This is a genomic window from Burkholderia cepacia (assembly GCF_001039005.1).
Classification (GTDB): domain Bacteria; phylum Pseudomonadota; class Gammaproteobacteria; order Burkholderiales; family Burkholderiaceae; genus Burkholderia; species Burkholderia theae.
Map to the genome: position 1 here is coordinate 1 of NZ_LDWR01000040.1, position 23501 is coordinate 23501.

The 23501-nt window shown below is 65.5% G+C and carries 23 protein-coding genes; 13 read left to right on the plus strand and 10 right to left on the minus strand.

From position 1 onward, the window contains the following. Together VL15_RS21630 and VL15_RS21635 are read left to right on the plus strand one after the other, a co-directional pair. The coding region (locus VL15_RS21630; protein WP_048248369.1) for a YadA family autotransporter adhesin at window positions 1–2498 on the plus strand (2498 nt) is incomplete at its 5' end. 46 nt (window positions 2499–2544) lie between these two features. Continuing rightward, window positions 2545–3243, plus strand: coding sequence for an OmpA family protein (locus VL15_RS21635; RefSeq protein ID WP_419188686.1), 699 nt, complete (start codon window positions 2545–2547; stop codon window positions 3241–3243). Window positions 3244–3691: 448 nt separating this feature from the next. Here VL15_RS21635 and VL15_RS21640 read toward each other — a convergent pair whose 3' ends face one another. Beyond that, on the minus strand, window positions 3692–3880 hold the full coding sequence (locus VL15_RS21640) for a hypothetical protein (protein WP_048248396.1): 189 nt from the start codon (window positions 3878–3880) through the stop codon (window positions 3692–3694). A gap of 214 nt (window positions 3881–4094) precedes the next feature. On the opposite strand from VL15_RS21640, the gene VL15_RS21645 reads away from it, so the two are divergent. Continuing rightward, the gene (locus tag VL15_RS21645; protein ID WP_048248398.1) at window positions 4095–4310 is read left to right on the plus strand and encodes a DUF3820 family protein; all 216 of its coding nucleotides are present in this window, start codon (window positions 4095–4097) and stop codon (window positions 4308–4310) included. A gap of 93 nt (window positions 4311–4403) precedes the next feature. Here VL15_RS21645 and VL15_RS21650 read toward each other — a convergent pair whose 3' ends face one another. From VL15_RS21650 to VL15_RS21665, 5 genes are read right to left on the minus strand one after another with little or no spacing between them, the layout of a single operon-like run. Further along, complete coding sequence (locus tag VL15_RS21650; RefSeq protein ID WP_048248370.1) at window positions 4404–5114, minus strand: immunity 52 family protein; 711 nt, start codon at window positions 5112–5114, stop codon at window positions 4404–4406. 12 nt (window positions 5115–5126) lie between these two features. Continuing rightward, complete coding sequence (locus VL15_RS21655) at window positions 5127–5660, minus strand: restriction endonuclease fold toxin 5 domain-containing protein (RefSeq protein WP_230684498.1); 534 nt, start codon at window positions 5658–5660, stop codon at window positions 5127–5129. Beyond that, on the minus strand, window positions 5617–6093 hold the full coding sequence (locus VL15_RS43235; RefSeq protein WP_230684499.1) for a hypothetical protein: 477 nt from the start codon (window positions 6091–6093) through the stop codon (window positions 5617–5619). Before VL15_RS43235 ends, VL15_RS21655 begins: the two co-directional genes overlap by 44 nt. Then, window positions 6086–6535, minus strand: coding sequence for a DUF4123 domain-containing protein (locus VL15_RS21660; RefSeq protein ID WP_048248374.1), 450 nt, complete (start codon window positions 6533–6535; stop codon window positions 6086–6088). The genes VL15_RS43235 and VL15_RS21660 overlap by 8 nt, the downstream gene beginning before the upstream one ends. A gap of 57 nt (window positions 6536–6592) precedes the next feature. Further along, the gene (locus tag VL15_RS21665; protein WP_048248376.1) at window positions 6593–7009 is read right to left on the minus strand and encodes a PAAR domain-containing protein; all 417 of its coding nucleotides are present in this window, start codon (window positions 7007–7009) and stop codon (window positions 6593–6595) included. A 219-nt stretch (window positions 7010–7228) separates the two neighbouring features. Here VL15_RS21665 and VL15_RS21670 point away from each other — a divergent pair, with 219 nt between their 5' ends. From VL15_RS21670 to VL15_RS21705, 8 genes are all read left to right on the plus strand, one after another. Further along, window positions 7229–7738 carry a hypothetical protein gene (locus VL15_RS21670; RefSeq protein WP_048248378.1) on the plus strand — a complete coding sequence of 170 codons (510 nt, stop codon included), beginning with the start codon at window positions 7229–7231 and terminating at the stop codon, window positions 7736–7738. Window positions 7739–8142: 404 nt separating this feature from the next. Beyond that, entirely contained in the window at window positions 8143–8655 is a 513-nt protein-coding gene (locus tag VL15_RS21675) for a hypothetical protein (protein WP_048248379.1), read from the plus strand. Window positions 8656–8976: 321 nt separating this feature from the next. After that, window positions 8977–10125, plus strand: coding sequence for a c-type cytochrome (locus tag VL15_RS21680; RefSeq protein WP_048248382.1), 1149 nt, complete (start codon window positions 8977–8979; stop codon window positions 10123–10125). A gap of 11 nt (window positions 10126–10136) precedes the next feature. Beyond that, window positions 10137–11891, plus strand: coding sequence for a cytochrome c oxidase subunit I (gene ctaD, locus VL15_RS21685; RefSeq protein WP_048248384.1), 1755 nt, complete (start codon window positions 10137–10139; stop codon window positions 11889–11891). Then, window positions 11888–12499: a cytochrome c oxidase subunit 3 gene (locus tag VL15_RS21690; RefSeq protein WP_048248385.1), complete on the plus strand. Its 612-nt coding sequence runs from the start codon at window positions 11888–11890 to the stop codon at window positions 12497–12499. The genes ctaD and VL15_RS21690 overlap by 4 nt, the downstream gene beginning before the upstream one ends. Continuing rightward, window positions 12496–13215, plus strand: a complete 720-nt coding sequence (locus VL15_RS21695) for a heme-copper oxidase subunit III family protein (RefSeq protein ID WP_048248386.1) — start codon at window positions 12496–12498, stop codon at window positions 13213–13215. The genes VL15_RS21690 and VL15_RS21695 overlap by 4 nt, the downstream gene beginning before the upstream one ends. 8 nt (window positions 13216–13223) lie before the next feature. Next, window positions 13224–13565, plus strand: a complete 342-nt coding sequence (locus VL15_RS21700) for a cytochrome C oxidase subunit IV family protein (RefSeq protein ID WP_048248387.1) — start codon at window positions 13224–13226, stop codon at window positions 13563–13565. Between the two features lie 180 nt (window positions 13566–13745). Further along, complete coding sequence (locus tag VL15_RS21705) at window positions 13746–14066, plus strand: high-potential iron-sulfur protein (RefSeq protein WP_048248399.1); 321 nt, start codon at window positions 13746–13748, stop codon at window positions 14064–14066. A 278-nt stretch (window positions 14067–14344) separates the two neighbouring features. Here VL15_RS21705 and VL15_RS21710 read toward each other — a convergent pair whose 3' ends face one another. From VL15_RS21710 to VL15_RS21720, 3 genes are read right to left on the minus strand one after another with little or no spacing between them, the layout of a single operon-like run. Then, window positions 14345–14725 carry a DsrE family protein gene (locus VL15_RS21710; RefSeq protein WP_048248388.1) on the minus strand — a complete coding sequence of 127 codons (381 nt, stop codon included), beginning with the start codon at window positions 14723–14725 and terminating at the stop codon, window positions 14345–14347. 10 nt (window positions 14726–14735) lie between these two features. Next, window positions 14736–15149: a DsrE/DsrF/TusD sulfur relay family protein gene (locus VL15_RS21715; protein WP_048248389.1), complete on the minus strand. Its 414-nt coding sequence runs from the start codon at window positions 15147–15149 to the stop codon at window positions 14736–14738. A 15-nt stretch (window positions 15150–15164) separates the two neighbouring features. Further along, entirely contained in the window at window positions 15165–15635 is a 471-nt protein-coding gene (locus VL15_RS21720; protein WP_230684500.1) for a DsrE family protein, read from the minus strand. 412 nt (window positions 15636–16047) lie between these two features. Between VL15_RS21720 and VL15_RS42775 the strand changes: the two genes are divergently transcribed. Next, window positions 16048–16206 (plus strand): hypothetical protein, encoded by a 159-nt coding sequence (locus tag VL15_RS42775; protein WP_193102592.1) that lies wholly within the window; start codon window positions 16048–16050, stop codon window positions 16204–16206. A gap of 468 nt (window positions 16207–16674) precedes the next feature. Further along, complete coding sequence (gene uvrA, locus VL15_RS21725) at window positions 16675–22578, plus strand: excinuclease ABC subunit UvrA (RefSeq protein ID WP_048248390.1); 5904 nt, start codon at window positions 16675–16677, stop codon at window positions 22576–22578. 78 nt (window positions 22579–22656) lie between these two features. Here uvrA and VL15_RS21730 read toward each other — a convergent pair whose 3' ends face one another. Beyond that, window positions 22657–23391, minus strand: coding sequence for an ABC transporter substrate-binding protein (locus VL15_RS21730; RefSeq protein WP_048248392.1), 735 nt, complete (start codon window positions 23389–23391; stop codon window positions 22657–22659). Window positions 23392–23501 lie beyond the last annotated feature (110 nt).

Below are 23501 nucleotides of genomic sequence, written 5' to 3' on the forward strand. Positions count from 1 at the left end.
CGACCAACAGTGCAGTGACGTCGCTGTCGACTTCCACGTCGACGGGCCTGTCGTCGACCAACAGCGCGATCACGTCGCTGTCGACGTCGACGTCGACCGGGCTGAGTTCGACCAACAGCTCGGTGACTTCGTTGTCGACCTCCACGTCGACGGGTTTGTCGTCGGCCAATAGCTCGATCACGTCGCTGTCCACGTCGACCTCGACCGGTATCAGCTCGCTGTCCACGGGCCTCAGCTCGACCGACAGTTCGGTGACGTCGCTGTCGACTTCCACGTCGACGGGCCTGTCGTCGGCCAATAGCTCGATCACGTCGCTGTCCACGTCGACGTCGACCGGTATCAGCTCACTGTCCACGGGCCTGAGCTCGACCGACAGTTCGGTCACGTCGCTGTCGACGTCCACGTCGACGGGCATCAGTTCGCTGTCCACCGGCTTGTCGAGCACGAACAGCGCGGTGACGTCGCTGTCCACCTCGACCTCGACGGTCGTCGGTTCGCTGTCCACCGGCCTGAGCACGACGAACAGCAACGTGACGTCACTGTCGACCGCGACGTCGACGAGCATCGGTTCGCTGTCGACCGGCCTCAGTTCGACGACGAGCTCGATCACGTCGCTGTCGACGTCGACCTCGACGATCGTCGGCTCGCTGTCCACCGGCCTGTCGAGCACGAACAGCAACCTGACGTCGCTGTCGACCGCCACGTCGACGGGCATCAGTTCGTTGTCGACGGGCCTCAGCTCGATCGCGTCGAACAACGGCAACCTCGGCAACAGCACGGCCGGCGCGCTCGGCGGCGGCGCGACCTACAACCCGACGACCGGGACGATTTCGGCGCCGTCCTACGTGACCTACAACGGCGACGGCTCGACGACGGTCAACAACAACGTCGGCTCGGCGATCGACAACATCAACGCGCACGGCATCAAGTACTTCCACGCGAACTCGACCGCGCCGGACAGCCAGGCGCTTGGCGTCGACAGCGTCGCGATCGGCCCGAACGCGATCGCGAAGGTGGACGGCAGCATCGCGCTCGGCGCCGGCTCGGTGTCCGATCGCGCGACGGTGCCGGCGTCCGGCATCATCCGCAACGGCAGCGCGTCGATTCCGTTCAACACGACCGACCAGACGTTGCTGGGCGCGGTATCGGTCGGCGACGCGGCGAGCAAGACGTATCGCCAGATCACCAACGTCGCGGACGGCACCGGCCAGCAGGACGCGGTCACCGTGCGGCAGCTGGCCGGCGCGTTGCAGTCGTTCGCGGTCACGACCACGAAGTATTTCCATGCGAACTCGACGGCGGTGGATTCGCTCGCGGTCGGCGCCGAATCGGTCGCGGTCGGCCCGACGACCGTCGTCAACGGCGACAACGGCGTAGGCATCGGCAACGGCGCGATCGTCGACGCGACCGCGCCGGGCGGCGTGGCGATCGGCCAGGCGGCCAGTTCCGCGCAAGCCGATGCCATCGCGCTCGGCAGCGGCGCGACGGCCACCGGCGCGCAGTCGGTCGCGCAGGGCGCCAACGCGGTCGCGGCCAGCGTGGGCAGCGTCGCGATCGGATCGGGCGCGCGCAGCAATGCGACCGACGCGCTCGCACTCGGCGCCGGCGCGTCGGCCACGCTGGCGAACAGCGTCGCGCTCGGCGCGGGTTCGCTGACCACGGTCGGCGCGCTGACCAACTACATCGCGTACGGCCTGAGCACCCCGCAGTCGTCGGCTGGCGAAGTCAACGTCGGCAACCGGCAGATCACCGGGCTGGCCGCCGGGAAGAACGGCTCCGACGCGGTGAACGTGTCGCAGCTCGATTCGGTTGCCAACCAGTTGACGACGCTGATCACCCAGCGCACGTCCAACCTCGGTTCGTACACGACGAATCCGATCGGCACGAACGTGACGCCGGGCTCGACCGGTGCGAACTCGTCGGCGGGCGGCTCGGGCGCGGTTGCATCGGGCTCGAACAGCACGGCGGTCGGCAACGGGTCGCTGGCGTCCGGCAACGGGTCGACCGCGATCGGGGTCGGGTCGACGGCGTCGGGCGGCAATTCGACCGCGATCGGCACGGGCAGCAACGACGGCGGGCGCTCGAACGTCGTCGCGGTCGGCTCGGCGGATTCGGCGCGCCAGGTCGTCAACGTCGCGGCCGGCACGCAGGGCACCGACGCGGTCAACGTGAACCAGTTGAATGCGGTATCGAACCAGTTCACGCAGTCGCTGAACACCGTCAACAACCAGCTGACGCAGATGCAGCAGCAGATCCAGCAGACCGATTCGATGGCGCGCGAAGGGATCGCTGCAACCGCCGCGATCGCGTCGATTCCGCACATGGACCGCGACTCGAATTTCGCGATGGGGGTCGGTACGGCGAGCTTCCTCGGTCAAAAAGCGATGGCGGTCGGCGTGCAGGCGCGCATTACGGAGAACCTGAAGGCGACGCTGAATGGCGGTTTCAGCGGCAGTCAACGCGTCGTTGGCGGCGGCATGTTGTACCAGTGGAAGTAGTTCCGTGCGCACCGAATGAGAACGCATCCGCATGCGGCCGCGCCGCATGCGCGATATCGAATCGATTTTCCGGAGTTATCCAGTGAACAAATACTCTCTTGCCTTGCTCGTGTCCGTGGCGTCCCTCGCCGCATGCTCGAGCGCGTCCGGGCCGACCTTCAACGCGTATGAGCTGCAACCGAGAAACGGTATTCGGACGTTCCGCGTCGACTGTCACGGCATCCTGTCGAGCGAAAAAACCTGTATGAAAGTCGCGACACGCGTGTGCGACAAGGAGGCGGTCCGCGTCGTCGATTCCGCGGCGCCATTGCGCGAAGGTGCCGACCCGCGGTCGCTCGAGTTCCAGTGCGGCGCGGCGCCCGCGCCGGCCCCGGAGCCCGCCGCGTCAGCGCCGGCCGCCATTGAGAAGATCAGTTTGACCGGCGATGCGTACTTTGCGACCGACTCCGCAACGTTGACGCCCAAGGCTCAGGCGGCACTCGACGCATTGCTGACTCGTCAGGCGGACCGGCGTTTCTCGCGTGCCACGGTGACGGGTTATACCGATGCGGTCGGTTCGGATGCACATAATCTCGCGCTGTCGCGGCGCCGGGCCGAGTCGGTCGCGTCGTACTTGCGCGAACATGGCCTGAAGGCGGATTCCGTCACGGCGACCGGCAGGGGAGAAGCCGATCCGGTGGGCTCGAACGATACCGCGGAAGGGCGGGCGAGTAATCGACGCGTGGAGATTTCACTGCAGAATTAGCGGACAGGCGGCCGCCGGCGACATCGTCAACGGCGGCCGGCATGCGACGACCCTGCGTTGGGGAGACCAAAACAACGTGGCGCGGGAGGGAAACGGGTCCGGACGCGCCGGGCCCGCGCAGCACGCCCGCTCGTTATCATGGGTGACAACGGGAAGTCCGTGAAGGTCCGTCACTGGACGGGTTGGTGCTCACGCCCGTCGCCTTGACCGCGAAACGGCAATCCGAACGGACGAGCGCCGTCGATTTTCCGACGGCGCTCGTCACGTTTGCGGATCGTTCTTGCCCGACACTCATGCGTCGTCGGCCCATCGGCGCCCGCCATCGCATTGCCGCGCCAGGCGGGTGTCAGCGCGGCCGCATCGGCAGGACTGCAATGACCGACTGGCCGCGACGGGGCCGACATCACGCATGGGTGGACAAGTCGAGCGCCCGACAGCGGGCGCCGCGTCAGTGTCTGATCACGCAGACGGCCACGATTTCATACCCGGGATCGGCGTGCGCGTGGGCCGCTTCTTCCGCTTCTTCATACGAACAAAAGGACGTGGCATCTTCGACCGCCGGCGCCATACCGATGTCGCCGTCCTCGGCGGTACAGAGGAACTGCTCGCCGGTCTTCACGACGTAGATGGACATCATGATTCCCTCCATGGTTTGCAGGGGGAAATTTCAGTCTAGCAGGCCGGAGGAGGGACGGGCGATACGCTTTGTCCGTTCCGCCGGACGTCACGGATGGCTGTCGACCCGGAGCCGTCCATCGATCCGGCATCGCGTGACGACGCGGTTTCACGATCTTCGATCGGCCCGGACGGTCCGCCTGCGGCGGGAGCGGAAAGCCGTGCACAATACGCGCATGCAAGCCCCAGACCTCGAAACCCTCGTCACCGTCACCATGCCCTTCGGAAAATACAAGGGCCGACTCATTGCCGACCTGCCCGGGAACTACCTCAACTGGCTGGCCCGTGAGGGATTCCCGCGCGGCGAACTCGGCCGACAGCTCGCGCTGATGCACGAAATCGATCACAACGGCCTGAGAGGCTTGCTGGAGCCGCTCCGCAAACGCGGATAGAGCCCATCAGCGGCGATGGACGCTGCCGCTGCGCCGCCTGTAGGGGTGTTTTCACCGATGATGCCGGCGCAACGGATCGCGCCGGCATTGCACTTACAGGTCCGCAAACGCCAGCAAGAGATCTTGATCGACGAGCCGAACCTCGATGCGATTTGCCGCCTCGATGTGCTCGGGATTCTGCATCGAAAACGGAGCATCGATTGTGCTGACGATGATCGTGCCGGTCTGAGCCTTGCCGGCGTCCGGGACAGGAACAATCTCGCGGGCCTCAGGAATCTGCTGCTGCGATATGACGGTTGGCAGGTAAAGCATCCAGCCGACACCGGGCTTGTCGTCGAAAACTTGCTTTGCCACGTAGCTTCGCGGGGAGACCGTGACGTAGGCCGGGTCGAATGCAGTAACGATCGCACGAACGATTCTGAGCACCGCATCGAGATTGCCGAGGACTGCCGAGTCCGACATCGATAGCTCAAACGAGTTGTAGGTGCCTGCCTCATTGAGATGGCATGCGAGGGTCGCGCCGCGCACGTCGCCTTCGTTGCCGTCCCATAACGCCACGTATGTTGTCGTTGGATCTGCCGCGAACTTCTGCTTCAGTACGGCTTGGATTGCGGTTGATGGCGCCCCGTCCTCGAACGCGGGGTAGAGCAACGCCTCGTCGCGGCTTTTCCCGCGTGCGTACCAGCGACTAAACTTTGGGTCGATCTGGGCCAGCTCGGTCGTCACGACATGAATGCGTGATAGTGCCTGCCCGAAGTTCATCGGATCGAGCGTTGCGTCCTTGAATTGAAGCCTGAAGTCCATATTCGTCTCGGATTACGGTTGCACGACCGACTGTACTCGGTAGGTGGACAGGTAGGGAAGCATGAACTCCCGCGTATCAGCTTCTTCAAAGTACCATTTCAGGCGTGCTGGAGGGTTTGCGTTCACCTTTTTCGCTTGCCGGATCAAGGCATTCTGAAGGTCTTCGTGACCGTCGAACCATTCACGCGGCTGAAGTTCGCCGTATTTGTCGCGTTCGAGAAACTTCGCATAAAGTGACTTTGCTTCTTGCAGCAAGCACTCGGCGGGCAAGAATCCGTCGAAATCAGTTCCGAGCCACACCCATTCCTCACTCCAGCCTTCCTCTACGCTGTACGGTCGCCCCGTGATGCGGCCTTGGTAATTTCGAGCATGTGCCGACATGTGATGATTTCTGCGTAGGGGCTGCCCAGAGTCTTCCGGCGGGCATTTTTTGCACTTTTCTCCGGTGCGCGGCACGGCCTTGGCGTCCGTCTTGGCCTTACTCTCGTCTTTCGGCGTATCGCTAGACAGGCTCGCCGTCCCAGCCAGCCCCAGTCCGCCCAACAAGGCGACGCCAGCTCGCGCCAAGACCGGCCCAAGTTCCACCGCTGCTGCTTCGATTATCGGTACCGCGAGTCCCGCCATCGGGTGATCTCCTGTCGTATTCCGGATGTTCGATGCGCCATTTCATGACGCGGAAGTAGTCGTGAAAGCGTTCGTTCGGCGATCGTCCGGGGCGAGTAAGCCATGCACGGGTCGCCGGCTTCGTGTAGAAACTCGGCGCGTACGCTTCGATGTGGAGAAACGCTTCGACGTTTGCATCCGCTTGGATGCCGAGCTGTCGCGCGGCAACGTATGCGTTCCAGAGTCGCGTCGGCAACGTGCTGTCATCAGCAAGTTTCGGATCAGCTTTGACGAGATCCTGTCTGACACGCTCGACGTATCCGCGTGCGTCGATCTCGGCAAGTCCGGCAACCTGTTCGCTCGTCAGCTCAAGCATGCGGGTGTACTCCCTTCAGTTTTCCATTCATTTCGACGAGCCAGTCGAATGTCGAGACGAAGAACTGCATGCGCTGCGTGAATTCCATCAGCGACGCCATGTCGGTCATGATGCGGGCATCGTAGAAGCGGAGCAGGGCCGTGCTCCCGTCCGGCAAGCGTACGTCGAGGCGGCTGCGCAGCTCGTCGGCGAGTGATTCGATCGGATATGCGCTGATCAGCCAGGACACGCCGGTGGAGCTCCTGGCCATTGTGGAGAGAGTTCGCCGGATATTGCCGGCCGTAGCATCGTAGGCAAAAAGCCACGGTCCAGCGTCGGCGAGTGACGCGTCCTGTGTGCCGTCGAATACAGCTATGGCCGACCTAGATCGTTGAGGGGCTGCCCCATTGGCCGCGTCGGCGTAAAGAAGGCCGTCGACAAGCGCGTAAAGATGCACCTGCATGGTCAACTGCTGTTGCCGCTTGAGGAAGAAAGCTTCGATTGAATTATCGGCCGTGTGCTACCCGCGCGCGATCATCGTCGCGGCGTTCTCGGCCGCAGCTTTCAGGCATTCGAGGCAGAGCGTGGGCGAGGGGGCAAGCGCTGCAGCAGTGGCTGCGACGGCAGCGACTGCGCCGCCAGTCGTCGCTTTGCCAGATCCGACGTCGTCGAGCGTAGCTGACGCTTGCGAAGCGATCAGTGTCGCCCCGCACGCGGTCTTCATGCCCTCGATGGCGGTTTCGCGCCCGTCAAAGGTGTGTGGATATCGCCGACCTGTCGCGGGCAGGATCGGAAAGACCCCCTTGCACTGCGGGCAAAGTACCTTGTGCCCGACGCCTGCAATGGGTTTCCCGTCGATGGTCGCGGTCGCGCTGCCCTCCAGCACGCGGCCGCCATGCGTCGTCGTGTCGCCGACGCAGATCATGGCTCGGGCCATATGTTCTCTCGTAGGTGTGGTTTTCGTATGAATTTACCATTTCCGGGAGAACGGCCGACCGTTGGTTATCTCGCACGCAGTCAACTAGTGTCGATCCAGGCGGTTCATGGCCATGCGGCGCCACCACTCGTATGCGCGCAATTACCGCGTCGCCGTTGCTGACCTAGAATACAAAATACTCCCTTGCGGGTGATTTGATGGCAGAAAAGGGGTGCCAACATGAGACGCCTTTATTTCCTCGTCCCCGATACGCAGATGGCGAAAGCGATCGTCGACGATTTGCTGCGCGCACGCATCATCTGGCGCCATATCCACGTGCTCGCTGATCACAGCGTCACACTCGATCAGTTGCCCGAAGCATCGTTGCTGCAAAGCAGCGATGTCGTTCACGCACTCGAGCGCGGCGTGGCGCTCGGCGGCGCGACGGGCGCGCTGATCGGCCTGGTCGCGCTGGTGTTTCCGCCCGCCGAGCTCGTGATCGCGGGCGGCGCCGTCGTTGCATTGACGCTGGCGGGAGCGGGCTTCGGGGCGTGGACGGCCGCGATGATCGGCATCGCCGAGCCGAACGTGCGACTCCAGCGATTTCGCGAAGCCATCCGGGAAGGCCAGATTCTGATCATGGCCGACGTGCCGGGATTGCGAGAGCAGGAAATCGAGGAGATGGTTGCCCAGCATTTTCCAAAGGCGGATCTGGAGGGCGCCGAGCCTACGACACCGATCTTCCCCTGACACTCGAAAACCGCGATACACGACACCTGAAGCTGGCTCTGCATTGCGCATGCCGGATTCAGGCCGGAGTGAAATCGGCATCCGTCCGCGCAGGAGAATTGCCGGGGACGCCCGTTGCCCCGGCACGCCGGACCTCAGGCTATTCCTCGACATCCCGTGCCCTTTGCGTTGCACCAGATCGGACGCCCGGCGCCGGAACCGTCGTTCCATGTCGCACCGACACCCGCCGGCGCCCTCGCCGGAACGCATGCAGAACGCCGTGGAGCCATGCAACGCGCAGGGTTTTTGCACCTTGCATTGGCACCCATATCTGCCATTCTGAATCGCAGAAGGGACGTACTTGTGACGCACGTGGCGCCCTCCTAACCTGAATGCTGAAGCTGAACTGTCCGCAAGGAGGTCGTATGGAACTGAACATTCAATCACACCATTGGCAACGGCGGACGCCCGACTGGCTCGCCGCTGCCGTGGCCGGTCTTGCGGGTGGCGCCCTGGTGATCGTGCTCGAATTCTTCTGGTCGACCATGGTGCTCGACGAAAGCCCGTGGCAACCGACCCACAAGATCGCGGCGATGGTGTTGGGCCGCGGTGCGCTCGAACAGATGTCGGTCTTCAGCGTCGGCATCGTGGGGACGGCGCTGATACTGCACTACGTGCTCGGCGCCATCATGGGGATGATTCTCGCCGTGATCATTGCGCCGTTCCGCTTCGATTCGAGTGTGCGCATGGAGGCTGCCATCGGGCTGGCCTTCGGGATCGTCGCGTATATGTGGAACTTCTATGTGATGACAGCCGTGTTCCCATGGTTCGTCTCGGAGCGGGGTTCCGGACCCTTGTTGGCAAACCTGCTGTTCGGTGTGGTCACCGCCGTCACCTACGGCATGCTCGAGCGGCGCAAGCAGGACGCGATGCGCTGACACGCGAACAGACCCCGGAACACCCGGCGCCCTCGCGAGACGGCCGCCTCGACAACCCATGCCGGAGGCGCCGTTCTGCATTGCATCGCGGCAAGCGACGCCTCCATTCGCGCGGTGCGCCCATGGGGCGCGCGTCCCCGTTGCGCTGCCTTGCACGATGCGGAGGAGAGGACTACCTTTGCTTTAGAGCCCGCTTACACCGCTTGGCGAATCGGTCCTGGCAGACTGCCGGCGAAATCAATACGACGTACGACATGGCGGCGCAACGACGCCACGAACGTTGTTGACGGCTCCGACGAGTGACACGCAGCGAGGCGGCGAATGGCGCTTGCGATTGCCCTGACCCTGATCATCGTATTGGCGGTGGGGTTTCACTTTGCCAGTCCCTGGTGGATCACGCCGATCGCGTCGAACTGGGTGCGCATGGACGACATGCTGACGATCACGCTCGTCATCACCGGCGCGCTCTTCATCGCGATCAACCTGTTCATCGTGGTCGCACTGGTGCGCTACCGCCACCGCAGCGGGCATCGTGCTGCTTACGAGCCGCACAACCGGCGGCTGGAATGGTGGCTGATCGGCCTGACCTCGGTCGGCGTGGCAGCGTTGCTGGCACCGGGGCTCTTCGTCTACGCGGACTACGTACGGCCGCCGCGCAACGTGCTGCAGATGGAGGTGCTCGGCCAGCAATGGCAATGGCGCTTCCGTTTTGCCGGCCCCGGCGGCAAGCTGGGCACGTCGGACGTGCGCTACATCAGCAACGACAACCCCTTCGGCCTCAACCCCGCCGACCTGAATGGTCGGGATAACTACCTGATCGAGGCACCCGAGGTGCACCTGCCGCTCAACCGGCCGATCCAGGTCCTGATGCGCTCGCGTGACGTGCTGCACGACTTCTACGTCCCGCCGTTCCGTGCGCGCATGAACATGGTGCCCGGCATGGTCACCACCTTCTGGTTCACGCCGACCCGGGCAGGGCGTTACGACATCCTGTGCGCGCAGCTCTGCGGCATCGGGCACTCGAACATGCGCGGCGTGGTGGTGGTGGAAGACGAAGCGTCGTTCTCGCGCTGGCTGGCGCGCCAAAGCACGTTCGAGCAGCGGCAGCAGGCCCGCGTGGAGGCCGCACCCGCCGCCGCCGGCGGCAGCGCGCAGGCGCTTGCCGAACAGGGCAAGGCGCTCGCGGCGGCCAAGGGCTGCGTCGCTTGCCATACCGTGGACGGCAGCCCGCGCGTGGGCCCCACCTGGCAGGGCCTGTACGGCAAGACCGAAACGATGGCCGACGGCAGTACCGCGAAGGTGGACGACGCTTATCTGCGCGCGTTCATCCGCGACCCGACGGCCCGCGTCGTGAAGGGCTACTCGCCGATCATGCCGCACTTCGACCTGAGCGAGCAGGAACTGTCCGCGCTGGTTGCCTATATCAAGGCGCAGGGCGGGCCGGCTGCCAGCACCGCCGCGCGGCCGTAGCGGAGCCAGCCATGCCGTACGCACACACCGACCACGCCCAGCACGGTTTCTGGACCCGCTATGTCTGGAGCCAGGACCACAAGGTCATCGCCGTGCAATACGCGCTGACGGCCATCGCCATCGGGCTGGTCGGCCTGGTGTTGTCGGACCTGATGCGGTTGCAGCTCGGCTTTCCGGGCAAGTTCGCTTTCATCGACGCCAGCCACTACTACCAGTTCGTCACCATGCACGGGATGATCATGGTGATCTACCTGCTGACGGCGCTGTTTCTGGGCGGCTTCGGCAACTACCTGATTCCGCTGATGCTCGGCGCGCGCGACATGGTGTTCCCGTTTCTCAACATGCTGAGCTACTGGGTCTACCTGCTGGCCGTGCTGGTGCTGGCGGCGAGCTTCTTCGTGCCGGGCGGGCCGACCGGCGCGGGCTGGACGCTGTATCCGCCGCAGGCGATCCTGCCGGGCACGCCGGGCGTGGAGTGGGGCATCGTGCTGATGCTGGTGTCGCTGGCGATCTTCATCGTCGCGGCGACGATGGGCGGCCTGAACTACGTCACCACCACGCTGCAGGCGCGCACGCGCGGCATGACGCTGATGCGCATGCCGCTCACCGTGTGGGGCATCTTCATCGCGACCATCTTGGCGCTGCTGGCGTTTCCGGCGCTGTTCGTGTCGGCGGTGATGATGCTGCTCGACCGGACGCTCGGCACGAGTTTCTTCATACCGGCCGTGGTGTCGATGGGGCAGACGCTCAAGCATGCCGGCGGCAGCCCGCTGCTGTTCCAGCACCTGTTCTGGTTCTTCGGGCATCCGGAGGTCTACATCGTCGCGCTGCCGGCGTTCGGCATCGCGTCGGACCTCATCAGCACGCACGCGCGCAAGAGCATCTTCGGCTACCGGATGATGGTGTGGGCGATCGTGATCATCGGCGCGTTGAGCTTCGTGGTCTGGGCGCACCACATGTTCATCGCCGGCATGAATCCGTACTTCGGCTTCTTCTTCGCGACCACGACGCTGATCATCGCCGTCCCGACCGCGCTCAAGGTCTACAACTGGGTGCTGACGCTGTGGCGCGGCGATATCCACCTGACCGTGCCGATGCTGTTCGCCATCGGCTTCATCAGCACCTTCGTGCTCGGCGGGCTGACCGGACTCTACCTCGGCAACGTGAGCGTGGACATTCCGCTGTCGAATACGTACTTCGTGGTCGCGCACTTCCATATGGTGATGGCCGTGTCGCCGATCCTGGTGGTGTTCGGCGGCCTCTACCACTGGTATCCGAAGGTGACCGGCCGCATGCTCGACGACACGCTCGGGCGCGCGCACTTCTGGATCACCTTCGTCGGCACCTATGCGATCTACTTCCCGATGCACTATCTCGGCATCCTGGGCATGCCGCGACGGTATTACGCGTATCAGGGCTACAGCTTCATTCCGCAATCGGCGCAGACGCTCAACACCTTCATCACCGTCGTCGCACTGGTCGTGGCGGCGGCGCAATTGCTGTTCCTGTTCAATCTGGCGTGGAGTCTCGTGCGCGGCAAGCGTGCCGACGGCAATCCGTGGCGGGCCACCACGCTCGAATGGCAGACGCCGCAAACGCCGCCGGTGCACGGCAACTGGGGCGTCGAGCAGCCCGTCGTCTACCGCTGGGCATACGAATACAGTCCGCCGGGGCAGGAGCAGGATTTCGTCCCGCAAAACCAGCCGCCCGCGACGGCGCCCGAGCCGGCCCGGCCGACGCTTCACTCCGGCGAGGCACACGAATGACCACGCTGCCGCGCCCCTTCGTTCCCGACGCGCGACCGGTGTTGCCGAATGCGGGCCGCACCGGCCTGATCGTCTTCATGGCGGTCGCCACGACCTTGTTTTCGCTGCTGCTGCTCGCCTATGGCATGCGCATGCGCGAACCCGACTGGCAGCCGATCCCGCATCCGGCGCTGCTGTGGTGGAACACCGCCGCGCTGGCGCTGGCCGGCATCGCCATGCAGCGTGCCCGCCGGATGAGCCCGCACCGCGCGGCGTGGCTGGTCGCCGGCGGGGTGCTGGCGGCCCTGTTCGTGATCGGGCAGCTGACCGCGTGGCGCATGCTGTCCGCGGCCGGACAGACGGTCACCGTCAATCCTTCCGACAGCTTCCTGTACCTGCTGACCGGCCTGCACGGGTTGCATGTGCTGGGCGGGCTGGCGGCCTGGGTCGTGACGATCGCGCGGCTGCGGCGCGCGGATCCGTTCCGGGTTCAGAGCGCGATCGCGCTCTGCGCCCTCTACTGGCATTTTCTGCTGGCGGTCTGGCTCGTGCTGCTGGCGGCGATGTGGTGGATCACCCCCGGATTCGTCGCCGCCATCTGCGGGCCGCTGTATGGAGCCGCGCCATGACCTCGCCCACGCTCCCAGGCGCATCCGCCGGCGAACCGGCCACTCCCGCGCAGCCCGACGCCGGGCCTGACGGCTGGCGCGGCATCGTCACGGACTGGTCGGCCGACCGCGAAGCCTTCAAGGTGCCGTGGGGCAAGGCGATGATGTGGATCTTCCTGCTGTCGGACACCTTCGTGTTCAGCAGCTTCCTGATCGGCTATATGACGGTGCGCATCTCGACCACCGCGCCGTGGCCCGACACGTCGAAGGTGTTCGGGCTCACGGTGGGCGGCCTGGATGTGCCGTTGCTGCTGATCGCCATCATGACGTTCATCCTGATCACCAGCAGCGGCACCATGGCGATGGCGGTCAATTTCGGCTACCGGCGCAACGCGCGGCGCGCCAGCGCGCTGTTGCTCGCGACCGCGCTGCTGGGGGCGTCCTTCGTGTCGATGCAGGCGCTCGAATGGACCAAGCTGATCGTCCACGAAGGGATCCGGCCGTGGGGCAACCCGCTGGGCGCGGCGCAGTTCGGCGCGTGCTTCTTCACGATCACCGGGTTCCACGGTTTTCACGTGACCTGCGGCGTGATCTACCTGCTGCTGGTCGCACGCAGGATCCGGCGGCCGGGGTTCGACGCGCACGGCAACTTCCAGATCGTCGAGATTGCCGGCCTGTACTGGCACTTCGTCGACCTGGTGTGGGTGTTCATCTTCGCGCTGTTCTATTTGTGGTGAGGCAAGCCATGGATCACACCGATCCCGCCGATCGACCCGACGCCGCGCACGGCCAGCAGCATCCGATCGGCCTCTACCTGAAGATCTGGGGCCTGCTGTTCGTGCTGAGCACGATGTCGTACCTGGTCGACTATTTCAACGTGCAGGGCTTGCTGCGTTGGGTGCTGATCGTCGTGCTGATGATCGCCAAGGCCGGGCTGATCGTGTCGATCTTCATGCACATGATGTGGGAGCGGCTGGCGCTGGTGTACGCGATCCTGATGCCGCCGCTGTGCCTGCTGGTGCTCATGGTGCTGATGGCGGCCGAAGCGCATCACACGCTGGGTATGCGGGAACTGTTCTTTCGATGATTCGTTCGCCGGGCGGTTCGTGGGCGTGTTGCAACGGCCGGCATGATGATGCTGCCGGCCTGCGTCGTGCACGCCATGGTGGACATGCTTCACGTGCCCGAACCCGTCTGGTTCGGGCCTGACGAACTATCGGGCGACGCTTCGCGGACATCCGGTCACACAAACATGGAGGAGGACGCCATGAAGTTTTCACGCAGACGTTTTATTGCTGCCACCACCGTTCTGGCATCCGCGCTGGCCTTTGGACGCCGCGCTGCGGCGGCAGATGCCGGGGCCGGTGCCGTGCAGGAAACCGATGCAAACGCCCAGGCCCTCGGCTACAAGACGGATGGAAGCCGGGTCGACCATGCGAAGTTCCCGACATTTCAGGCGGGCGAGGCCTGCGCGAATTGCCAGTTCTTTCAGGGCAAGACCGGTGCCGCGATGGCGCCGTGCGCCATTTTCGGCGGCAAGCAGGTCAATGCGAAAGGCTGGTGCAGCGCTTATGCGAAAAAGGCGTAGCAAGGTAGAGGCGACCTGACCGCCGGGATTCGTGATGCCTGGCGGGCGGAAGTCTTGCGCGTTCAGCGCGTCGCCAGCTGTCGATGCGCAGACAACGCTGAAGCGGTGAAGGTTGGAGAGCAACGAGTTTCCGGAAGCTGGTTCACTGATCGCTGCAACTCTCCGCTCAGCGACCGTTGCGTATGGCCGGAGTGCCGTGCTGACGGCATGCCGCAACGGTTGCGAGCGAAACGAAAGCATTCCCTCGGGTCAGCAGAATGCTGTGCAGCCTTGAGCCGTTACCAGTGCCAGACCTGATCGAAGCGGTCGAACAGGGCGGGGATCTCGGCACGCGCGAGCAGCGTCAGGCCGCCGATGACATCGTCCTGTGCCAGTCCACAGTCGTGCATGTCCTCGGTGACCGCATACACGGTAACGCCGACGCCGATCATTTTGTCCAGATCCTTATCGAGCGCCGGCGGATGGACCTGTCGGCGCGCGCCGAAGGCGAGGCCGGTGGCATCCTGCCCGCGCGCTGCATAGTTCACGGCGCTCCCGCACAGCAGCAGGCTGATGTCCGCACCGGCGTTTTTCAGCACATGGTTCAGCCACAGGATGGTGTCATCCTGTTCTTCCAGGGTAGCCCGGTACGCTGTCTCAACAATGCTCAGGATTTTCATGGCGCGGCTCCTATTTCGTCGGGATTACCAGCACAGCGTTGCTCTGGATCGAGGAGTCGAGAAAATCCTTCGGGCTGCCTCGGCGGGGACCCTCAATCCAGTCGCCTGCGCCGCGTTCGTCCACACACAGGCCGCAGTTGATCCAATCGAGCTTGGCGCCCTGCTGGGCAGCGAGTTGAAACAAGGCTGCCACCCAGTCCCTGGTTGTCGGGTGATCCTCCTCCTCCACGGATGTGCCCTTGACTGGATTGGCATGTGGAGCTTGCGCCTTCATCGTCAGATTGACTGCACCTTCGTAGGCGAACACCGTTACGTCGTGCCCTCGTTGCAGTGCCGCATCCACAATGCGCAGCGCCGTCGTGCTCGCTGCCTTCTCATACGGGGGATCCATCAGTGCCAGGGTCAATTTCATACCGGTAGCCATCACGTTCTCCTTAATTCAATGCCAAATGGCCTTGGTTCCCGCCACAAAGAGAAGATCCACGAGTTGTCCGATGTCCGCCTTCTGGACACCTTCCGCCAGCCGTTCGATCGCCCGTTCGCGCAGGGAGAATTCATCGGCAAGGACGGTGATGCCGCTGCGCGTCAGATCCGCATATCGCTCGCTGAATTTTGCCCCCGGACGAGTGGAAAGGACGCCGTTCTGAACCAGGAACACCGTGACCGTGTTGCCCCTCTGGCGTATGCCCCTGACAAGTTCCTCGACACGCTGAGTATCCCCGGCACCATATGGATCGCGCGATTCTACGAACAGGTAATTTGCCATGTCGGCCTCCGGCCTGAAAAAGCGGTTCCCACCGATGTGTTGCTCCGGTGTCGCGCCCGTCGAAACGGGCACCGACTCGCCGTGCGGCGCGTGGGCCGCGCACGGCTCATGAATTGGGTATAGCAGAACGGACAGATAGTCCAAGTAACGACGTGTCGTAGCGCGGGAACGCTTATGAGTGTGGTCATGCCGTTGTTGAAGCACGGCACAAGCAGGCAGCTTCTCCGGAGTGTTACGGCCGGTACGGGCCGCGGAGCGGACATTCCCCGGCAGGCGCGAACGTCTCTTCCTGGCCGGCCTCTGACCCACGCGGTGGGCCGTAGCCGACCCCGAACGGTCTTTTAGCATCCCGAAGCGTGAATAGCGCTTCGAAAAGCGAAGCAGGCCTTCGTCGGGTAAAGTCCACGGACAGACTATCGGCCTGAGTGGTCATGCACACTTCAACGTCGGTATGCTCGCTCTTCGCCTCAGACCAGCTAGTCGCAGAGGGTACTTGTCCCGGTCATCAGGCGAACTAGACTTAGGGCGAGCATGCCTGCCTCCCCGGGGAGAAACCATGAAACACCTGATGAAGGGTTTCCTGCTTGCCGTTGCCCTGTTGACCGTGGTTGGCGGCACCGTCGGCACCTATGCGATCCTCTCCGCACCGTCGGCTCATGCTGAGCCGTGCGGTGGCCGTGGGTATCCGCAGGACGGTGGCGGCAATCCGCCCTAACCCAAGTACGGAGCGCGCCTCAGCGCCCCCGAGTGGGGCAAAAGCGGCGGACCAGGCACAGCGCTGGTCCGGTGTCCGGGGCGAACCGACGTTCGAATGCCCATCACGGCGCGCGAGCGAATGGCCGGGGATGGCCGACCGAGTCGGATGACCTGACGTCCGCGTCGCTCCCTATCGCAGGCCCAGCCCCGTGCTCGATGGCTTCGGTTGCAACGCCTCCGCCTGATGACTTTCAGCCGCCACCGTGCGCTGCGCCGAGTTCAACGTCACGTGAATCCCGACACCAGCCGCCTGCCCATGACGGCTTCAGGGTCGTCATGGAAAACTGTATGAATATACAGTATAGTGTCCGTCGAAATCGAGTCGCACAGGTGTAACCCCTGCGGCCCGTGCGCCGCGCCTGCGGGCATCCGCCGCAGCGTTCCGGCACCGTGAACTCTGGCTAACTCACTCAGACGGGCAGGCAAATTGTCATCCAGCAATCTGATCCGCATTCGCGGAGCACGTCAGCACAACCTCAAGAATCTTGATCTCGACCTGCGCACCGGCGAGATGACGGTCGTCACCGGCCCGTCGGGCTCCGGCAAGTCGAGTCTCGTGTTCGACACGCTGTACGCGGAAGGGCAGCGGCGCTATGTCGAAACCTTCAGCGCGTACGCGCGGCAGTTCCTCGACCGGATGGACCGGCCGCAGGTCGAGCGCGTCGACGGCGTACCGCCCGCGATCGCGATCGACCAGACCAACCCGGTCCGCAGCTCGCGCTCGACGGTCGGCACGATGACCGAGCTGAACGACCACCTGAAGCTGCTGTACGCGCGCGCGGCCGAACTGTTCGACCGCAAGACCGCGCGGCAGGTGCGCCACGACACGCCGGAGACGATCTACGCGGAACTCGTCGCGCGCACGCAGGCGGACGATCCGCGCGTCGTCGTCACGTTCCCGGTCGAGCTGCCGGAAACCGCATCCGACGACGAAATCACGCAGTGGCTGTCGGCGAGCGGCTACACGCGCGTGCAGGCGCGGCGTGAAGTCGCGTCGCCCACCGGGCCGCGCAAGGTGCTCGACGTGGTGGCCGACCGCTTCCGCGTGCAGCAGGCCGACAAGGTGCGCGTCGTCGAGGCGATCGAGGCGTCGCTGAAGCGCGGCGGCGGGCGCGCGAACGTGTACGTGCTCGCGCCGGAGCCGGAAACCGCCGGCGGCGCAGCCGCCGAGCCGCAGGTGTGGCGCTTCTCCACCGGGCTCCATGATCCCGACAGCGACCTGCGCTACGCGGAGCCGCAAGCGGCGATGTTCTCGTTCAACTCGGCCTACGGCGCGTGCGAAACGTGCCGCGGCTTCGGCCGCGTGATCGGCGTCGATCTCGGCCTCGTGATTCCCGACGCGCGCAAGACGCTGCGCGGCGGCGCGATCAAGCCGATGCAGACGCCCGCGTGGAAGGAGTGCCAGGACGACCTGATGCGCTACGCGGCGAAGGCCGACATCCGGCGCGACGTGCCGTGGGCCGAGCTGACGGACGCCGAGCGCGACTGGGTCGTCAACGGCTCGCCGGACTGGAACGGCAAGTGGCAGAGCCAGTGGTACGGCGTGAAGCGCTTCTTCGGTTATCTCGAATCGAAGGCGTACAAGATGCATATCCGCGTGCTGCTGTCGAAATACCGCAGCTACACGCCGTGCGACGTGTGCGGCGGCGCGCGCCTGAAGACGGAATCGCTGCAATGGCGGCTCGGCTCGAAGGCGAACGCCGACGGCGTGCTCGCGCCGGCCGGTCGCTTCATGCCGCGCGGCGTCGACTGGAGCCGCGCGCAGCTCGAAGCGCTGCCGGGCCTGACCGTGCACGACCTGATGCTGCTGCCGATCGAGCGCATTCGCCGCTTCTTCGACGAAGTCAGCCTGCCGAGCGCGCTGCTCGACGATGCGCTGAAGCTGCTGCTCGCCGAAGTGCGCACGCGCCTGAAATACCTGTGCGACGTGGGGCTCGGCTACCTGACGCTCGACCGGCAGAGCCGCACGCTGTCGGGCGGCGAGGTGCAGCGGATCAACCTGACGACGGCGCTCGGCACGTCGCTCACCAAAACCCTGTTCGTGCTCGACGAGCCGAGCATCGGGCTGCATCCGCGCGATCTCACACGGATCGTCGAGGCGATGCAGCGGCTGCGCGACGCGGGCAATACGCTGGTGGTCGTCGAGCACGATCCGTCGGTGATGCTCGCGGCCGACCGGCTGATCGACATGGGGCCCGGCCCGGGCGAGCGCGGCGGCACGATCGTCTACGACGGCACGCCGGGCGACATCCGTTCCGCGCATACGCTGACGGGCGAGTATCTCGGCGGCCGCAAGCATGTCGCGCACGCGTCGAACTGGGCGCGCCGGCCGGTCGACGCGCACACGCCGCGCATCGTGCTCGACGGCGCGAGCGAACACAACCTGCGCGACGTGACGGTCGAGATTCCGCTGCAGCGGCTCGTCTGCGTGACCGGCGTGTCGGGTTCCGGCAAGTCCACGCTGTTGCAGGACGTGCTTTATCCGGCGATGGCGCGGCACCACGGCAAGGCGACCGAATCGCCAGGCGCGTACCGCAACCTCACGGGCGCCGACCAGGTGGGCGACGTCGTGTTCGTCGACCAGTCGCCGATCGGCAAGACCACGCGCTCGAACCCGGCAAGCTATGTCGGCGCGTTCGACGAAATCCGCAAGCTGTTCGCGAAGGCGCCGCTCGCGTTGCAACGCGGCTACGGTGCCGGCACGTTCAGCTTCAACTCGGGCGACGGCCGCTGCCCGACCTGCGGCGGCTCGGGCTTCGAGCACATCGAGATGCAGTTCCTGAGTGACGTCTACCTGCGCTGCCCGGACTGCGACGGCAGCCGCTACCGCGCCGAGATTCTCGAAGTGCGCATCGAGCGCAACGACCGCGCGCTGAACATCGCCGACGTGCTCGACCTGACCGTCAGCGAAGCGGCCGCGTTCTTCGCGACCGACGCCGAGGTGCTGCGCGTGCTGCAGCCGATCGTCGACGTCGGGCTCGAATACGTGAAGCTCGGCCAGCCGGTGCCGACGCTGTCGGGCGGCGAAGCGCAGCGCCTGAAGCTGGCCGGCTTCCTCGCCGAATCCGCGGCGGCCGTCAACGGGCGTCGGGTCGTCACGGAAGAAGCGCGCGTCGCGCGTGTGAAGTTGTTCATGTTCGACGAGCCGACCACCGGGCTGCACTTCGACGACATCGCGAAGCTGATGCAGGCGTTCGGCAAGCTGCTCGCGGCCGGCCATTCGCTGATCGTGATCGAGCACAACCTCGACGTGATCCGCGCGGCCGACTGGCTGATCGATCTCGGCCCGGAAGGCGGCGACGGCGGCGGCCTCGTGCTGTGCGCGGGCACGCCCGACGACGTGAAGGCCTGCGCCGAATCGCATACGGGTGCCGCGCTGCTGCAGTACGACCGCGCGATGGATGCCGACGCACCGTTCGCCGACGAAGGCGTGCCGCTGCAGACCGTGCTGAACGCGGCGCGCGAGCGGCGTGCGATCGAAGGCGAGGACGTCGTGCGGATCGTCAACGCGCGCGAGCACAACCTGAAGGCGCTCGACGTCGACATCCCGCACGGCAAGTTCAACGTGATCACCGGCGTGTCGGGTTCCGGCAAGTCGACGCTCGCGTTCGACATCCTGTTCCACGAAGGCCAGCGCCGCTACCTCGAATCGCTGAACGCGTATGCGCGCTCGATCGTGCAGCCGGCCGGGCGGCCGGAGGTCGACGCGGTGTACGGCATTCCGCCGACCGTCGCGATCGAGCAGCGGCTGTCGCGCGGCGGCCGCAAGAGTACGGTCGCGACCACGTCCGAAGTCTGGCACTTCCTGCGGCTGCTGTATGTGAAGCTCGGCCTGCAGCATTGCATCCACGACGGCACGCCGGTCACGTCGCAATCCGTCGAATCGATCGCCGCGCAGTTGCTGCGCGATCATCGCGGCGAACACGTCGGGCTGCTCGCGCCGCTCGTCGTCAACCGCAAGGGCGTGTATACGGATCTCGCGAAATGGGCGAAGGCGCGCGGCAGCACGCATCTGCGTGTCGACGGCGAGTTCATGACGGTCGACCCGTGGCCGAAGCTCGACCGCTTCCGCGAGCACACGATCGAGCTGCCGGTGGCCGATATCGTCGTGTCGCCGGACAACGAGGCCGAGTTGCGGCGCGTGCTCGACGAGACGCTCGAACTCGGCAAGGGCGTGATGCACCTGCTCGCGCCGCTCGACGGGCTGCACGATGCGATGCAGAACGATCATTCGACCGCGCGCGTCGGCGCGGTCAAGGTGCTGTCGGTCAAGCGCGCGTGCCCGGTGTGCGGCACGAGCTACCCGGAGCTGGACCCGCGGATGTTCTCGTACAACAGCAAGCACGGCTGGTGCACGACCTGCGTCGGCACCGGCGTCACGCTCACGCGCGAACAGCGCGCGGCGTACGACGACACGGTGCTCGCCGAGGACGGCCGCGGCCGCGAACAGACGCTGCCGTCGGACGAGCAGGAGCCGGAAGGCGTCGGCAACGAGCCGTGCCCGGATTGCAACGGCACGCGGCTGAACCCGTCCGCGCGCGCGGTCACGTTCGACGCGCATCCGATCGTCGAGGTCGCGCAGTGGACGGTGTCGGACACGCGCCGCTGGATCGACGCGCTGGAACTCACCGGGCGCGACGCGCAGATCGCGCGCGACATCGTCAGCGAGATCGGCAGCCGCCTCGCGTTTCTCGAGGAGGTCGGGCTCGGCTACCTGAGCCTCGATCGCGCGGCGCCGAGCCTGTCGGGCGGCGAAGCGCAGCGCATCCGGCTCGCCGCACAGCTCGGCAGCAACCTGCAGGGTGTCTGCTACGTGCTCGACGAACCGACGATCGGCCTGCATCCGCGCGACAACCAGATCCTGCTGGACGCGCTGCGCAAGCTCGGTGACAAGGGCAATACGCTCGTCGTCGTCGAGCATGACGAGGACACGATCCGCCGCGCCGATCACATCATCGACATCGGCCCGGGCGCCGGCAAGCGCGGCGGCGCGCTGGTCGCGCAGGGCGCGGTCGCGGATCTGGCCGCGCAGTCCGATTCGGTGACGGGGCGCCTGCTCGCGCAGCCGATGACGCATCCGCTGCAGCCGCGCCGTGCCGTGAACCTGCCGGGCAAGAAGGGCGGTGCCGCGGTGCCGGACGCGTGGTTGACCGTGCATGGCGCAAGGCTGCACAACCTGCGCGACGTCACGGTCGGCATTCCGCTCGCGCGGCTCGTCGCGGTGACGGGCGTCAGCGGCTCGGGCAAGTCGACGCTCGCGCGCGACGTGCTGATGACGAACCTGCTCGACGCGGTCGGCCGCTCCGTGCTGTCGTCGCCGGCCACGCGGCGCGCGCGCAAGGCCGTGCAGCAGGACGCGCCGGCGGCGAACCGCCGCTCGAGCGTGCTCGCGCGCAGTGCGCCGCGGCCGTCGCTGAACGTCACGCATGCGTGGCAGGGCTGCGAGTCGTTGAGCGGCTGGGAGCAGATCGATCGCGTGCTCGAAGTCGATCAAACGCCGATTGGCAAAACACCGCGTTCGTGCCCGGCCACCTATATCGGGCTGTGGGACACGATCCGCAAGCTGTTCGCCGACACGCTGGAGGCGCGTGCGCGCGGTTACACGGCGTCGCGTTTCTCGTTCAATACCGGCGACGGGCGGTGCCCCGCGTGCGAAGGGCAAGGCGTGCGCACGATCGGCATGAGCTTCCTGCCCGACGTGAAAGTGCCGTGCGACGTGTGCCACGGGCAGCGCTTCAACCCGGAGACGCTCGCCGTCACGTGGCGCGGCCGGAACATCGGCGACGTGCTGACGATGGAGATCGACGAGGCGGTGGAGTTTTTTGCGCCGATCTCGAACATCGCGCATCCGCTGCAGCTGATGAAGGATGTCGGGCTCGGCTACCTGACGCTCGGCCAGCCGTCGCCGACGTTGTCCGGCGGCGAGGCGCAGCGCATCAAGCTCGTCACCGAATTGACGAAGGTGCGCGACGACATCACGCGGCGCGGCCAGAAGGCGCCGCACACGCTGTACGTGCTCGACGAACCGACGGTCGGCCTGCACATGGCCGACGTCGCGAAGCTGATCCGCGTGCTGCACCGGCTCGTCGATGCGGGGCATAGCGTCGTCGTGATCGAACACGATCTCGACGTGATCGCGGAAGCCGACTGGATCATCGATCTCGGGCCGGAGGGCGGCGTGGGCGGCGGCACGATCGTCGCGGCGGCGCCGCCGGAAGCGCTCGTGCGGGTGAGCGCGAGCCACACCGGGCAGGCGCTCAAGCCGGTGCTGGCGCGTACGGACGTGGATGAAGGTGAGGCCGAACGCGAGGGAGAAGCGCGAGTCGGTTGAATACGGCGCTTCGAATGAACGGCCCCGGTGTCTGATCAGATACCGGGGTCGTTTTTATTGTGTCATGCGGTTTTGTGGTCAGGCTGCCGGCGCGACGGATGCGCCGGCGATGCCATGCCGCCGCAGCGAATCCGCGACGAAGCCCGATGCTTTCATTTCCTCGACGAATTCAGTCAGCACCGCGGCAGCAGCCTCGCCACGGCTCTTCGGCACGCCCATCGCCTGCCGGATCACCATGAACCGCTCGTCGAGCAGGCGCAGGCCTGTCGTTTTCGCGGCGTCGGCTTCGAGCTGCTGCTTCACGCCGGCTGCTACTTCGAGTTGCTGTTCGACGAACGTCTGCACGACGGCTTGCGACGTCGGCGCGCGCACGATCTGCGCGGCTTTCAGTTCGCGGGTGAGGAACAGGTCGTACGCGCTGCCCTTGCCGACGGTCACGCGGTTGTGCGGCTGGTCGACGTCCTCGTTCGTGCGGATCGGCGACGCGTCGCGCACGAGATAAAAACCCTCGATCAGCACGTACGGCGCGGTGAACGCGACCGTTTCGCCGCGCAGCGGGTCGACCGCGAAGAAGCCGAAATCGGCGCGCTCCTCGGTCAGCGCCTGCACGGATTTCGCGGCCCCGTCGAACACGACGAGTTCCAGCTCGGCCGACAGGCGTTCCGCGAACGCGCGCGCCAGGTCGATCGACACGCCGAACGGTTCGCCCGTTGCAGGGTCGCGGTTCGCGAGGATCGGGTTGCCGAGATTGATCGACGCACGCAGCTTGCCGGTGGGGGTGAAGGCGGAGAGGACGGCGGGGGCGAGGGGCATGGGGGGCTCGTTGGGTGGCAGATTGACGGTCTGGGGTTGCGGTGCGTGCCTGCTCCATAGTGCGTCACCACGCTATCCGGGCACACATGCTCGCGCAGCAGCTTTGGCTC